Raw genomic sequence first — 13,971 nt, 5'->3', positions numbered from 1 at the left:
CAAGGCGTCCTAGGCATACAGGTTCGGTCCGATTTGCCAGCGTTTGGGACAATAGGGGAGTGACCGTTACTGCTGAGACCCCCATCGCAACCACCGAAGCGCCCGCGCGGCTCGAGCTGCCTCCGCTGAAGCTAGGCAAGCTCACCGTGGACGTGCCGGTGGTGCTGGCTCCGATGGCAGGCATCACCAATAAGGCCTTTCGCCGCCTTTGCCGGGAGTACGGCGGGGGCCTGTATGTGGCCGAGATGGTGACGTCGCGCGCGTTGGTGGAGCGCAACGACATGTCGATGCGCATCATCTCCCACGACGAGGACGAGGCGGTGCGCTCCGTACAGCTCTACGGCGTCGATCCGCATACCGTCGGAGCCGCGGTGCGGCTACTCGTCGAAGAGGACCGGGCGGATCACATCGACCTGAACTTCGGCTGCCCAGTGCCCAAGGTCACCCGGCGGGGCGGCGGCTCGGCGCTCCCGTGGAAAACCGACCTCTTCACGGCGATCGTCAACGCAGCCACCCGCGAGGCCGCGCGCGGCGACGTCCCCTTGACCATCAAGATGCGCAAGGGTATCGACGAGGACCACCTCACCTTCATCGAGGCCGGGAAGATTGCCCGCGACGCCGGTGTCGCCGCCGTCGCGCTGCACGGGCGGACAGCCAGCCAGCACTACTCGGGCCAGGCCGATTGGAACGCCATCGCCGAACTGCGCGAGTCCCTGCCGGACATCCCGGTTCTCGGCAACGGCGACATCTGGAGCGCCGAGGACGCGGTGCGCATGGTCGAGCAAACCGGGGTCGACGGCGTCGTCATCGGCCGCGGCTGCCAGGGACGGCCATGGCTCTTCGGGGATCTCCAAGCGGCGTTCGAAGGCACGGACCGCCGTTTCCGGCCGGGGTTGAAGGAGGTCGCGGACAGCTTCCACCGCCACGCTGAACTACTCGTCGACTACTTCGAAGACGAGGGCAAGGCGCTCCGCGACATCCGCAAGCACGTTGCCTGGTACTTCAAGGGCTACACGGTCGGCGGTGAACTGCGCGCGGCCCTCGCCGCCGTCCCCACCCTCGAGGTGCTGCGCGAGCTCCTGGCGCAGCTCGACGCCGACGCTCCCTACCCGGGCGCCGACGCCGAGGGGCCCCGTGGCCGCGCCGGTTCGCCCAAGAGGACCGCGTTGCCCGACGGATGGCTCGAGAGCCGCGAATTGTCCGCCGCCCACAAATCCATGATCTCCGCGGCGGAACTGGACGTCTCCGGTGGCTGAGCGCGCCGCCGTCGTGCCCGCCTCGTCGCCGGAAGACCGGCGCCGCACCCCCGGCTACACGCCGTACGACGAAGAGCGGTGGGTGCCCGAGCCGCCGAAGAAGTCGTACCGCACCAGCTTCGAGCGGGACCGCGCGCGGGTCCTCCACTCCTCGGCCCTGCGCCGCCTCGGCGCCAAGACGCAGGTCGTTGCCCCGTATTCCGACGACTTCGTCCGCACGCGGCTGACGCACTCCCTGGAGGTCGCGCAGGTCGGCCGCGAACTGGGGGGAACGCTCGGGTGCGACCCCGATGTCGTGGACACCGCCTGCCTTGCACACGACCTCGGGCATCCGCCTTTCGGCCACAACGGAGAGAAGGCGCTGGACAAGCTGTCCGAACACATCGGCGGTTTCGAGGGCAACGCGCAGACACTGCGGCTCCTGACCCGGCTCGAAACCAAGACCTTCCGCGGGAACGGCGACTCCGCGGGCCTGAACCTGACCCGCGCGACGCTGGACGCGGCCTGCAAGTACCCGTGGCGCCGGGCCGAAGCACCCCTGAGGAACGGGAAGACGACCAGGAAGTTCGGCGTCTACGACGACGACCTGCCGGTCTACGACTGGTTGCGCTCCGGGAACGACGACGGCGCATCCGGCCCGCGCCCGGAACCCCAGCAGACCTGCGTCGAGGCGCAGGTCATGGACCTCGCCGACGACATCTCGTACTCGGTGCACGACGTCGAGGACGCCATCGTCGCGGGGAGGTTCCAGCTGCGCTGGATCCGGGACCCGGACCAGCGCGCCCGCGTCATCGAGTACACGCGCCGCTGGTACCTGCCCGGTGAGCCGGACGAGAACATCGACGCCGCCCTGAAGCGGCTGGAGGCGACGGAGGAGTGGGTTCCGCTCGCCGACGGCTCGCGCCGGTCCATGGCCGCCCTCAAGGACATGACGAGCCAGTTCATCGGCCGCTTCTGCCAATCGGCCCTCGAGGCGACGCGCGCCGAGTTCGGTCCCGATCCCTTGACGCGATTCAACGGCCGCCTGATCGTCCCGCTCGAGACCGAACACGAGATCGCTGCGATGAAGGGGCTCGCGACGGCGTACGTGATGACCAGCGAGGAGCGGCGCCCGATCTACCAGCGGCAGCAGGACGTGCTCTCGGATCTCGTGGCGCTCCTCGACGACACGGGGGACCGCTACCTCGAACCGATGTTCGCCGCCGACTGGCGCGACGCGGCCGACGATGCCGGCCGCCTGCGGGCGATCATCGACCAGGTGGCCTCGCTCACCGACGGCTCGGCGATCGAATGGCACGCGACCCTGGTGCAGGGCCACTCGTTCAGCAGCGAGCTTTTCTAGCGGCGCCGGGCTGTCCCCGCCGACAACTAGACTGGGGGCATGGCCGGCCTGATCAAACGCGAAGACATCGACGAGGTCCGTTCGCGCACGGACATCAAGGAAGTGATCGATGGCTACGTCACCCTCCGGTCGGCCGGTGTCGGTTCCTTCAAGGGCCTCTGCCCCTTCCACGACGAACGCAGTCCCAGCTTCCACGTCCGCCCGCAGGTGGGCACGTTCCACTGCTTCGGGTGCGGAGAGAGCGGCGACGTCATCTCCTTCATCCAGAAGATGGACCACACGACGTTCACCGAAACGGTGGAGCGCCTCGCCGGACGAATCGGCTTCGAGTTGCGCTACGAGGACGGCGGGAGCGGCCCCAATAAACAGGAGGTCGGCCGTCGGCAGAGGCTGCTGGACGCGCATAAGATCGCCGAGGAGTTCTTCCGCGAGCAGCTCTCCGCCAGCGAGGCGCAGACAGGCCGCGACTTCCTCGCCGAGCGTGGCTTCGACCAGGCGGCCTGCGCCCAGTTCGGCGTGGGCTACGCGCCCAAGGGTTGGGACGCGCTGCTCAAGCACCTGCGCAACAAGGGCTTCCGCGACGACGAACTCAAGCTCACCGGCATGTTCTCCGAGGGCAACCGCGGCATCTACGACAGGTTCCGGGGCCGGCTGATCTGGCCCATCCGGGATCTCACGGGGGCAACGATCGGTTTCGGCGCCCGCAAGCTCTACGAGGACGACCAGGGGCCGAAGTACCTGAACACCCCGGAGACGCAGCTCTACAAGAAGTCGCAAGTGCTGTACGGGGTCGACCTTGCCAAGCGGGAGATCACGAAGAACCGGCAGATCGTGGTGGTCGAGGGCTACACCGACGTCATGGCGTGCCACCTGTCCGGCATCGGGACGGCCGTCGCGACGTGCGGCACCGCCTTCGGCGCGGACCACATCAAGATCGCGCGCCGGCTCCTGCAGGACGACGGCACCGGCGGCGAGGTCGTCTTCACGTTCGACGGCGACGCGGCGGGGCAGAAGGCAGCCTTGCGCGCCTTCGAGGAGGACCAGCGCTTCACCGCGCAGACCTACGTCGCCGTCGAGCCCTCCGGCTCCGATCCCTGCGAACTGCGCCAGCACCGCGGCCCCGAGGCCGTCCGCGAGCTCATCGACTCCAAGCGCCCGCTGTTCGAGTTCGCCATCAAGGTGGGGCTGAAGCGGTTCGACCTCAACACGGTCGAAGGTCGCGTGCAGGCGCTCCGCGCATCGGCGCCGATCATCGCCGGCATCCGCGACTCCGCGATGCGTCCCGCCTACGCCCGTGAGCTGGCCGGCTGGCTGGGCATGGACATGGACGAGGTCAACAGGTCCATCGGCGCCGCGGCCAAGCGCGGCCGGGAGTCCGAGGACCACGGCGGACGCGGGGACGGGAACCGGGGGGAACCGCGGCGCCGGGAGGCGGAGACCCGGCCCGCGGGTCCCGCCTACGAGCGTCCGGATCCGCGCGATCCCGTCGCCCGCATGGAGCGGGAGTCGCTCGAGGTGGTCCTGCAGCAGCCCTCGATGCTCACCCCGGACCAGTGGCAGGCGTTCTACGACGCGAGGTTCATGGCCCCGGCGCACGCCGTCGTGCACGACGCCGTCCGGGCGGCGGGCGCATCGGGGGCGACGCCGGCGCAGTGGGTCGAGTCGATCCGGCAGGAGGTCCCGGAGCCGTTGCGCCCCTTCGTCTCGGAGCTGGCGGTCATCCCGCTGCCCGCGAACTCCGACGAGGCCCTGGTCCGCTACTGCCGGGACATCATGAACCGCCTGTTCGAACTGCAGATCACCCGCCTGAAGGCTGAGAAGATCGGCCGTCTGCAGCGCATGGATCCGGCCGCGGACCCCGCTGGCTACCAGCAGATCAACCGCGAGCTGATGGAGCTCGAGCTGCGGCGCCGGTCACTGCGCGAAGACTAGCCGGTGTGTCGATTTAGCACCGGCGCGGGGCCTCTTGTATAGTCGTACCTGTTGCTTTCCCCCGTAGCTCAATTGGCAGAGCATTCGACTGTTAATCGAAGGGTTACTGGTTCGAGTCCAGTCGGGGGAGCCAGATCGAAGGGTCCCCGTCCTCAGTTGAGGGCGGGGACCCTTCGCATGCGTGGCGGGTCCGGTTCCGCCGTCCTACGATGGGCGTGTGGAGTGGCTGGCGGGCAACGACTACGAGTTGGCGCGGCAGGTCCTGCAGCGCGGAGTGGCGGCGCTCTACATCGTCGCCTTCGTCTCGACGCTCAACCAGTTCAGGGCGTTGCTGGGGGAGAACGGCCTGCTGCCGACCACGGACCTGCTGGAGCGCGGCGGGGCGCGCGGACCCACGCTGTTCCGTCGGTGGGGATACTCCGACCGCAAGCTGGTCGCCGTCTGCGTCCTCGGCGTGGCGCTCGCATCCACGGTGCTGCTCGGCCTGCCGCAGCTCGGTCCTCCGTGGCTGCCCCTCGGGGTCTTCCTCGCGCTGTGGGGCCTCTACATGTCCGTCGTCAACGTGGGACAAACCTTCTACGGCTTCGGCTGGGAGATGCTGCTGCTCGAGGCCGGATTCACCGTCGGACTCCTCGGATCCAACCAGGTCCCCCCGCCGACCACCGTCCTGATCCTCATCGCCTGGCTGGTGTTCCGGCTCGAATTCGGGGCCGGCATGATCAAGCTTCGCGGCGACGTGGCCTGGCGCAACCTCACCGCGCTGTACTACCACCATGAAACCCAGCCGATGCCGGGTCCCCTGAGCCGCCAGGCCCATCTCCTGCCCGCGTGGTGGCACCGCATCGAGGCCGCCGGGAACCACGCCACGCAACTGGTGGTCCCGTTCCTGTTGTTCCTGCCGCAACCCGTGGCCTCGGTCGCGGCCGCCGTGATCATCCTGACGCAGCTGTGGCTGGTGGCCACCGGCAATTTCGCGTGGCTGAACTGGATCGCCATCGTGCTCGCGTTCAGCGCGGTGAGCGACGGCACGATCCACGCGCTCCTTCCGGCCGTCCCGGCGGACCTCGGGACCCCTCCCACGGCCCCCCTATGGTGGGACGTGCTGGTCCTGGGGGCTTCGCTGGGACTCGCCGCCGCGAGCTTCCCCGCGCTGCGCAACCTGTTCTCGAAGCGCCAACTGATGAACGCCAGCTTCAACCGGTGGCAACTGGGCAACGCCTACGGCGCCTTCGGCAGCGTGACGCGCGAGCGCGTCGAGATCGTGGTGGAGGGAACGCGCGACGACGCCGCGGCCCCGGACGCGCGGTGGTGGGAGTACGAGTTCAAGGGTAAGCCGGGGGACGTGACGCGCCGCCCCGCGCAGTTCGCGCCCTACCACCTCCGGCTGGACTGGCTGATGTGGTTCCTGCCGCTGCGGTCGGTCCACGAGCGCTGGTTCTACGCCTTCCTCGGCAAATTGCTGGCTGCCGACCCGGCCACGCTGCGCCTGCTGCGGAGGGACCCCTTCGACGGCGAGCAGCCCCGCTCGGTGCGCGTCTGGTCGTACCACTACCGCTTCGCCACGCGGGCGGAACGCCGGGCAACGGGGGCCTACTGGGTCCGGGACCGGGGCCGCCTGCAGATCCCGCCGGTGGGCCGCGGGGACGGCGGCTAACGCCAGGGCGCGCGGTTAGGAGTTGCGGCCGCGGGCGTGGACGGGCCAGATCGCGTCGAAGCCGTCCTCGGACGCGGCCAGCTCGTCCACGAGGTTCACGGCGTTGCAGACGTGGTTCGGGATGACGCGCAGCAGATCCCCGGGAACGGGAACGTGGAGGGACGTGCCCCAGTCGATGGTGGCGTGGTGCTCGGACAGTGCGACGACGCGCGCCAGGGGGTGGCCCGCCACCCTGCCGAAACCGCTGGTCCAGGCGGGCCGGTCCGCCCCGAGGACCTTGCTCCCCGCGTCCACCAGCACGGTGCCCCCGCGCGAGCCGACGACCGTGCACACGGCCGTGAGGGCGACGGCCTCCTCGCCGCACGTCCCGCTCTCGAGCTGCTGCGCGTCGTTGAACACGTAGACGCCCGGGCGCAGCTCGGTCGCGGGCGAGCCCGCGGCGTGGTGCGCGGTCGGCGTCGACCCGCCGCTGAGCACGGGGCACGGCAGGCCCTCGGCGAGCACGGCGTCGCGCGCCGCCGACAGGGCCGCCGACTCGTCGGCCGCGGCCCGCGCGGCGTTCCCGGGTCCGTAGCCATGGCCCGGAAACGTGAAGACGCCCTCCACGGCCAGGCCGGCCCCGGCCGCGGCGGCCGCCACTTCGCCGGCGCGCGCCGGCGTCGTGCCGCTGCGGTGGTGTCCACTGTCCACCTCGACCCGGACGCGCAGCCGGGTGGCGTCCGCGCCCGCGGCGACGGCCATGCGGCGGGCCCCCTCGACGGAGTCCACGCCCAGCCGGAGCTCCGCGACGTCCAGCAGGGCGCGCATGCGCCGGGCCTTCACGTCGTCGAGCCACAGAGGGTAGGCGACGAAGAGATCCGCGAACCCGCCACGGGCGAACACCTCCGCCTCGCCGAGGGTCGCGACCGTGAGGCCGCGCGCGCCGGCCGCGATCTGCAGTCGGGCGATGTCCAGGCTCTTGTGCGTCTTGGCGTGTGGCCTCAGGGCGATCCCGCGGCCCGCGGCGAAGCGCGCCATCCCCTCGACGTTCCGGCGCAGCACGGGCACGCGGACGGACAGGTGCGGGGTGGTCCGGAAGTCGGTCATGGGGGTTCCCTTCGGCGGCGTGGCTCCAGCGTATCCCCGGCCGGCGCGGCTGATGCGGCCGGCGCCGGGGCTGGTGCGGGCGGCGCCGGGGCCGCGCCGGGCCGTGCCGTGGGGCCGGGCGGCGCGGATTTCCCTCCCGCGCCCGCGCCCTGCTAGGGTTTTACTCGCTTCCTTCCCCCGTAGCTCAATTGGCAGAGCATTCGACTGTTAATCGAAGGGTTACTGGTTCGAGTCCAGTCGGGGGAGCTTAGGGCAGAGGGCTCCGCCATCCGGCGGGGCCCTCTGCGCGTTCGCGGGCGCGTCGCCGCTAGTCCATGACCGGCACCGTCCGCGGGCGGACGATCAGCCACAGGGCCGCGATGGCCAGGGCGATGCATCCGGCCATGACCGACGCCATCGGCGTCGCGCTCCCCACGCCGAGCAGCCCGACCACCGGCGAGATGGCGCCGGAGAAGCCGAACGTCGCGGCGCCCAGCAGCGCGGCGGCCGTGCCGGCCCGGGCCCCGTGGCGGTGGAGCGCGAGGGCCTGGATGCACGGGAAGTTGAACCCGGTGGCGCAGATGAACAGCCAGAGCGGGACGGCGGTGCCCCAGAAGCCGAGCCCCAGCTGGTCGTTGACGATGATGGCGGCGGCGAACACCAGTTGCGCGGCCGTCGCGGCGGCGATGATCCACTGCGCGCCGAACCGGCGGACCAGTCGCGCACTGGTCTGCACGCCGGCGACGATGCCCAGCGAATTGACCATGAACAGGAAGCCGTACTGCTGTTCGGTCAGCCCGTAGAGGTCCTGGAAGACGAACGGCGACGCGGAGAGGTAGGAGAAGAGCGCGGAGAAATTGAAGCCGCCCACGAGCAGGAGCCCCACGAAGATGCGGTCGCGCAGCACGGCGGCGTAGCGGGTGAGCACCGACGTGCCGGCCGCCTGGCGCCGCTCGGGCGGGAGGGTCTCCGCCAGCAGGAGGACGCCGGCGACCACCGCCGCCGCGCCGTAGACCGCCAGGATGGCGAACAACCCCTGCCAGTCCATGACCAGCAGCAGCTGGGAACCGATCACGGGCGCGAAGATCGGCGCCATGCCGTTGACCAGCGCCACGTAGCTCATCATCTTCACGAGGCGCAGGCCGGAGAACATGTCGCGCACCATGGCGATGGCCACCACGCTCCCGCCCGCCGCCCCGAAGCCCTGCAGCACGCGGAAAACCATGAGCACGCCAAGCTCGTCCGACATCGATGCGCCGACCGACGCCGCCACGTGCAGCAGCGCCGCGGCGACGAGGGGGACGCGGCGCCCGACGCGGTCGCTCAGCGGCCCGACGACCAGCTGCCCGGCCGCCAGGCCGAAGATCGCGCCGGTCAGCGTGAGCTGCGCGGCGGCCTCGGTGATGTCCAGATCGTCGCGCAGGGCCGGGATGGCCGGGAGATACAGGTCGATGGTGAACGGCCCGAGCGCCGTGAGCATGCCGAGCACGACGACGTACAGCAGCTTGCGACTGCGGGGGAGTTCGGCGGGGCGGGAGTGGGTGCCGGGCACGGTGATCCTCGGGGGATTGGCGGGGGTGCCGGGGCGGCGCCGGCGCGCGAGACCATCCTATGTCCGCGCCGCGCGGAGATGCCCGCGACGTGGCCGGACGCCCGGCGCCCGGGCTGCTCGCCGGGGGAGGAAGGGGGACCCCGTGATGGTAGTTTTGGAGTGGATTGGCCCGCCGCGGGTCGGCACAGGATTGGAGACTCACCATGGCAGGAAGCGCACCCGAACGACGTCGGACGTCACTCGCGGGCCTCGTCAGACTCGGCGCGCGCCTGGTCCCGAAGCAGCTGAACGACGAGCTTCAGCTGGCCATCGCCCAGATGAAGGCGAAGGGCATCCAGGTCGGCGTCGCCGCCGCCATCGTCGTCGTCGCGCTGGTCTTCGCCGCCGCCATGGCCGTATCCCTCCTGGTCGCCGCGATCATGGGACTCGCCGAGGTCATGGAGCCGTGGCTCGCGGCCCTGCTGGTCGCCGCGGTCTTCCTGGTCCTCGCGGGCATCTTCGCGCTGGTCGGCGTCTCCAAGGTCAAGAAGGCGCTGCCGCTGGTTCCCGAGGACGCGCTGCGCGGCATCAGGTACGACCTGGGCATTCTCAAGGAGGGGTCGTCCTTCGATCCCGCGACGCTGGACAAGAAGCCCGAGGAACCCGAAGCCCCGCCGAAGGACGAGCGACCCGCCGAGAAGGCGCCCGAGGTCCCCTACGACGAGCTGCTGCGCCGCTCGCGCCTGCGCCGCGACCACCTCGCCGAGATCCGCGACGACCTGGGCCCGAAGCTCGACGTCAAGACGCGCGCCTCCGAGGCGGCCCACCGGGCCGGTGCGTACGTGGAAGAGCGCGTCTCCGATGTCCCGACCGACGACGCCGCCCGCCTGCTGCGGGAGAAGTGGCAGCCGCTCGCGGTGATGACGGCGTCGCTCGTCGCCCTGGCCGCCTTCGTCCGGCAACTCGCGAAGCGCTAGGCTCCCCGCGGCCCGACCGCCCGACTTCGACATCCAGGGAAGGAACGACGCGTGAGGTTCATCGGCGCCGGCGAACGGGACGACATCGAGTACCGCGTCCTCCGCACCTTCTGGACGGTGCCGAACGTCCTGACGGTCCTGCGTTTCCTGCTGGTGCCCGTCTTCGTCTGGCTGGTCGCCGAGCACGAGTACGCCTGGGCGACGCTGACGCTGGCGGTGCTCGGATCGACCGACTGGGTGGACGGCTACCTGGCCCGGCGCCTGAACCAGATCTCCACCGTGGGCAAGTGGCTGGACCCCGCCGCCGACCGGCTGGCGCTGATCGTCGTCGCCGCGACCTTCGTCGTCGCGGGAATCGCCCCGGCCTGGCTCGTGTACTCGATCGTCATCCCGGACATCGTGCTGATCGTCAACGCGCTCGTCCTCTTTGGCGGCAGCCCGAACCTGCCCGTGAGCAACCTGGGCAAGATCCGCACGGCCCTGCTCCTCGCCGGAACGCCGCTGCTGCTCTTCGGACGCGTCGAGGGACCCCACGGCGCCACCATCACCGCCGTCGCCACCGTCCTCCTGGCCATCGGCTGCATCCTGCACATTGTCGCCGCGGTCGGGTACTTCCTGCAGGCCCGCCGCAAGGCGGCCGCCCTCCGCGCCGGGAAACCATGGTCTGGCTAGCCGTCGGTTGCGCGGTTGTCGCCGCGTTCTTCCTGGCTTTCGGCACCCAGCGCCAGGGCGGAGCCGTGAGGGCGAGCACGGGCGGGCTGGCGGTGACCACCCAGGGGATGCTGCGGCTCCTCCGGAATCCCCGGTGGATGTTCGGCCTGCTGCTGCTGGTCATCGGCATGGCGCTGAACGTATACGCGCTGGCGATCGCGCCGCTGACCGTGGTCCAGCCCATCGGGGCGATCGCGCTGGTCATCACCACCGTCGTGAACTCCCGCGAGCACGGCATCCGCATGAACCGCCCCACGGTCCTCGCGATCGTGGCGTGCATGGCCGGGAGCATCGGGTTCGTGCTGCTCGCCATCAACGTGACGGCGGAGAACCACGGGATCAGCGTCCGCCAGGAGCTCACCACCGTGCTCCTGCTCACCGCGGTCGTCGCCGGTTTCGGCGGGGCCGCGGTCGCGTTCCGGCATCGCCACAACGCCTTCTTCTACATCATCGGCGCGGGCGTCCTCTTCGGTTTCGTCGCCGTGCTCGTGCGCACCATCGCGATCGGCCTGATGAACCCGAACGGCCTCTTCCTGGCCAACGTGGCGTGGTACGTCGTCGCCGCGGTCGCCGCCGCCGGGCTGCTCGGCACGTACTTCGTGCAGAACGCGTATGCCAGCGGGCCGCCGGACCTGGTCATCGCCGGGCTCACCGTGATCGACCCCATCGTGGGCATCGCGGTCGGCATCGTCGTCCTCGACGAGCTGCAACCCGACGTGCACCCCGTCACCGCGATGTCCATGGCCGCGGCGGCCATCGTTGCTATCGTGGGGGTCATCGCGCTCTCGCGACACCACCCGGACGTCCTCCAGCGCCAACAGGAGGCCCGCCGCCGGCAGGGCGTCTGAAACACCCGGCGCGGCCGCCGCGGACCAACCGACCAACGACCGAGGAGTACCCCCACCCGTGACCGGTGACAAGCCACTGAAGATCGTGATCGCCGCGGACACCTATCCGCCGGACGTCAACGGGGCCTCGGTGTTCGGGCACCGGCTGGCGTCGGCCATGGCGAAGCGCGGCCACGAGGTGCACGTGGTCGCCGCGCGCTACGACTCCGGCCCCAGCTACGTCGACCACCAGCCGGAGGCCACCGTGCACCGCCTGCGGTCCCATGCCGCGCCCACCCACCCGACGTACCGGCTCTGCTTCCCCTGGGACGCGCAGCGCGAGATCGGCCGGATCCTCGACGCCGTCCGGCCCGACGTCGTCCACGCCCAGTGCCACTACATGGTGGGCCAGGCGGCCCTGCGCGAGGCGCGGCGGCGGAGCGTGCGCACCGTCGCCACGAACCACTTCATGCCGGAGAACCTCGACCCGTTCCTGCCGTTCCCGCGCTGGTTCAAGCGGATCGTGGCACGGAACTCGTGGCGCGACATGGGCCGGATCATGGGGCGGGCCGACGTGGTGACCACCCCGACGCCGCTGGCCGCGCGCGCCATGAAGCAGCACGCGCGGCTGGACAAGGTGCTGCCGCTGTCCAACGGCATCGACTCCAGCCAGTACGAGCCGGCCCCCGGCGAGCGGGTGGCCAAGGCTGACGTCCCCCTCGTCCTGTTCGTCGGCAGGCTCGCGGTGGAGAAGAACGTCGACGTCCTCATCGACGCGCTGGCGCTGAGCACCACGCGGCCCGCCCCGCACCTCGAGGTCATCGGCGGGGGCGAGCAGCGCGAGAGTCTCGAGCGCCACGCCGCGTCGAAGGGCGTCTCCGAGCGGGTGCGCTTCCGCGGCCACGTGGACGACGCGGAGCTGCGCCGGGCCTATCTGCGCTGCGACGTGTTCTGCCAGCCCGGCACCGCCGAACTCCAGTCGCTCGTGACGCTCGAGGCGCTGTCCGCGTCCAAGCCCGTGGTCCTGGCGGACGCGATGGCGCTGCCGCACCTCGTGGACGACGGCGTCAGCGGTCATCTCTTCCGGCCCGGCGACGCGGCGGAGCTCGCGGCCAAGCTCGACGCGGTGCTCGCCGCGGACGAGCCGACCCGCGCCGCCATGGGCGAGGCGGGGCACCGCAAGGCCGTGTCCCACAGCCAGGACAGGACGATGCGCATCTTCGAGAGCCTGTACCGCGGCGCGTGCGCGGACGATTTCCTGGACAACAGGTAGGTCCCGTCGCCGTCCACTAGGATGGCAGGTGCCGCCGTGCCGCCAGGCACGACGACGGCGGGGCGATAGCTCAGTTGGTTAGAGCAAGGGACTCATAATCCCTGGGTCGTGGGTTCAAGCCCCACTCGCCCTACGAACCCGCGGGCCCCGGACGCGACGTCCGGGGCCCGCGGACGGATATCGGCGGTCATCGAGGGACGGGAGGCGCCGCGTGGAGGAACCGCTACACATCGCGATGTTCGTCGACCAGCACCCCGGCACGCTGGGCGGCATGCAGACGTCGGTCAGGCTCCAGCGCAGCTTCCTGGAGGCGGCCGGCCACGTGGTCACCGTCGTCGCGCCGGCGACACGCGCCCGGCACCACGAGCCGGAATCCACGGTCGAGCTCCCCTCGCTGCCGCTGGGCGGGGAGTACTCGTACTGCCTCCCGGGAAGGCGCAACGACCGGGCGCTCGAAAGCCGCCTGGCCGGTCGGCCCCCGCTCGACATCGTCCACATCCAGGCCGACTTCTGGCTGGCGGCGACGGGCTACCGCCACGCCGCGCGCCACGGTTTGCCGGTCGTGCACACCATGCACAACCGGATGGATGTGGGCCTCGCCGCGACCGTCGCGATCCCGAACACGGTCCAGCGCGCCCTGGGGTTGCTGCAGAAGCGCCTGCTGCGGCTGGACGGCCCGGCGGCGACCGACGCGTGGTCCTACCTGCGCGGCTTCACCCGGGCCGCCGACGCAGTCACGGCGCCGTCGACCCACTTCGCCCGGCTCCTCGAGGAGCGGGGGGTGTTCGCCGCGGTCGACGTCGTCCCGAACGGGCTGGACGACAACGTCGCACGGGACCTGCTGGCCACGCCGCGACCCCGCGGCTCCGGCCGCGTGCGCCTGGTCTGGATCGGGCGCTTCAGCCCAGAGAAGCGGTTGCTGCCGTTCCTCGAGGCGCTGCGCCGTTCCGGCGTCGACGCGGAGGTCCACGTGTTCGGCGACGGGGCCGAGCGGGGCAAGGCCGAGGCCGCGGCCCGCCGCATCGACCGTGCGGAGGTCGTCTTCCGCGGCACCGTCCCGTACCGCGGGATGCTCGAGGAGCTGCGGGCCGCCGACGCCCTGATCCAGACGTCGCAGGGCTTCGAGACCCAGGGCATGACGGTCTTCGAGGCCGCGGCGCTCGGGACCCCGACACTGCTCAGCGACCACCGCATCGCCGTGGACCTGCCGGAGGGCACCTACCGGCTGACGCCCGACGACACCGTCGACGGGTTGGCGGCCGCCCTTCGCGCGGTGGTCGGGGAGATCCGCGGCGGAGCGCCCGCCGTGGCCATGGACGCGGCGTCGCTGCTGCAGAGCCGCCACACGCGCACCATGCTGGACGTCTACGCCCGGACGCTGACCGCGAAGCCCGCCCGCTGAC

The 13,971-nt window shown here is 71.0% G+C and carries 11 protein-coding genes and 3 tRNA genes; 12 read left to right on the top strand and 2 right to left on the bottom strand.

The features are described 5' to 3' along the window. The first annotated feature begins 59 nt into the window (after positions 1–59). The 5 genes from dusB to ACETWP_RS11460 all read left to right on the top strand — a co-directional run bounded on the left by dusB (position 60) and on the right by ACETWP_RS11460 (position 6,184). Positions 60–1,256, top strand: coding sequence for a tRNA dihydrouridine synthase DusB (dusB, locus tag ACETWP_RS11480; RefSeq protein ID WP_373972380.1), 1,197 nt, complete (start codon positions 60–62; stop codon positions 1,254–1,256). Continuing rightward, positions 1,249–2,598: a deoxyguanosinetriphosphate triphosphohydrolase gene (locus tag ACETWP_RS11475; protein WP_373972379.1), complete on the top strand. Its 1,350-nt coding sequence runs from the start codon at positions 1,249–1,251 to the stop codon at positions 2,596–2,598. The genes dusB and ACETWP_RS11475 overlap by 8 nt, the downstream gene beginning before the upstream one ends. Positions 2,599–2,637: 39 nt before the next feature. Continuing rightward, positions 2,638–4,530, top strand: a complete 1,893-nt coding sequence (gene dnaG, locus ACETWP_RS11470; RefSeq protein WP_373972378.1) for a DNA primase — start codon at positions 2,638–2,640, stop codon at positions 4,528–4,530. Between the two features lie 57 nt (positions 4,531–4,587). After that, positions 4,588–4,663 (top strand) — tRNA-Asn (locus tag ACETWP_RS11465). An 84-nt stretch (positions 4,664–4,747) separates the two neighbouring features. Next, positions 4,748–6,184: a lipase maturation factor family protein gene (locus ACETWP_RS11460; protein ID WP_373972377.1), complete on the top strand. Its 1,437-nt coding sequence runs from the start codon at positions 4,748–4,750 to the stop codon at positions 6,182–6,184. A gap of 15 nt (positions 6,185–6,199) precedes the next feature. On the opposite strand, the gene ACETWP_RS11455 is transcribed toward ACETWP_RS11460, so the two are convergent. Further along, positions 6,200–7,270 (bottom strand): alanine racemase, encoded by a 1,071-nt coding sequence (locus ACETWP_RS11455; RefSeq protein WP_373972376.1) that lies wholly within the window; start codon positions 7,268–7,270, stop codon positions 6,200–6,202. A gap of 173 nt (positions 7,271–7,443) precedes the next feature. Here ACETWP_RS11455 and ACETWP_RS11450 point away from each other — a divergent pair. Continuing rightward, positions 7,444–7,516, top strand: a tRNA-Asn gene (locus ACETWP_RS11450). Between the two features lie 61 nt (positions 7,517–7,577). Here ACETWP_RS11450 and ACETWP_RS11445 read toward each other — a convergent pair. After that, positions 7,578–8,807 carry a multidrug effflux MFS transporter gene (locus ACETWP_RS11445; RefSeq protein ID WP_373972388.1) on the bottom strand — a complete coding sequence of 410 codons (1,230 nt, stop codon included), beginning with the start codon at positions 8,805–8,807 and terminating at the stop codon, positions 7,578–7,580. A 197-nt stretch (positions 8,808–9,004) separates the two neighbouring features. Between ACETWP_RS11445 and ACETWP_RS11440 the strand changes: the two genes are divergently transcribed. From ACETWP_RS11440 to ACETWP_RS11415, 6 genes are all read left to right on the top strand, one after another. After that, entirely contained in the window at positions 9,005–9,757 is a 753-nt protein-coding gene (locus ACETWP_RS11440; protein WP_373972375.1) for a phage holin family protein, read from the top strand. Positions 9,758–9,808: 51 nt separating this feature from the next. Continuing rightward, the gene (locus ACETWP_RS11435; protein ID WP_373972374.1) at positions 9,809–10,429 is read left to right on the top strand and encodes a CDP-alcohol phosphatidyltransferase family protein; all 621 of its coding nucleotides are present in this window, start codon (positions 9,809–9,811) and stop codon (positions 10,427–10,429) included. Next, on the top strand, positions 10,417–11,316 hold the full coding sequence (locus ACETWP_RS11430) for a DMT family transporter (RefSeq protein ID WP_373972373.1): 900 nt from the start codon (positions 10,417–10,419) through the stop codon (positions 11,314–11,316). The genes ACETWP_RS11435 and ACETWP_RS11430 overlap by 13 nt, the downstream gene beginning before the upstream one ends. Before the next feature lie 58 nt (positions 11,317–11,374). Next, positions 11,375–12,568, top strand: a complete 1,194-nt coding sequence (locus tag ACETWP_RS11425) for a glycosyltransferase (RefSeq protein ID WP_373972372.1) — start codon at positions 11,375–11,377, stop codon at positions 12,566–12,568. Positions 12,569–12,627: 59 nt separating this feature from the next. Then, positions 12,628–12,701: transfer RNA gene (locus ACETWP_RS11420), tRNA-Ile, on the top strand. Between the two features lie 78 nt (positions 12,702–12,779). Then, positions 12,780–13,970, top strand: coding sequence for a glycosyltransferase (locus ACETWP_RS11415; RefSeq protein WP_373972371.1), 1,191 nt, complete (start codon positions 12,780–12,782; stop codon positions 13,968–13,970). Position 13,971: the final 1 nt, after the last annotated feature.

It is taken from the genome of Arthrobacter halodurans (assembly GCF_041877255.1).
Lineage (GTDB): Bacteria > Actinomycetota > Actinomycetes > Actinomycetales > Micrococcaceae > Arthrobacter_N > Arthrobacter_N halodurans.
Note: the sequence above shows the minus strand (reverse complement) of the source record. Positions and strands in the feature narration are given on the sequence as shown.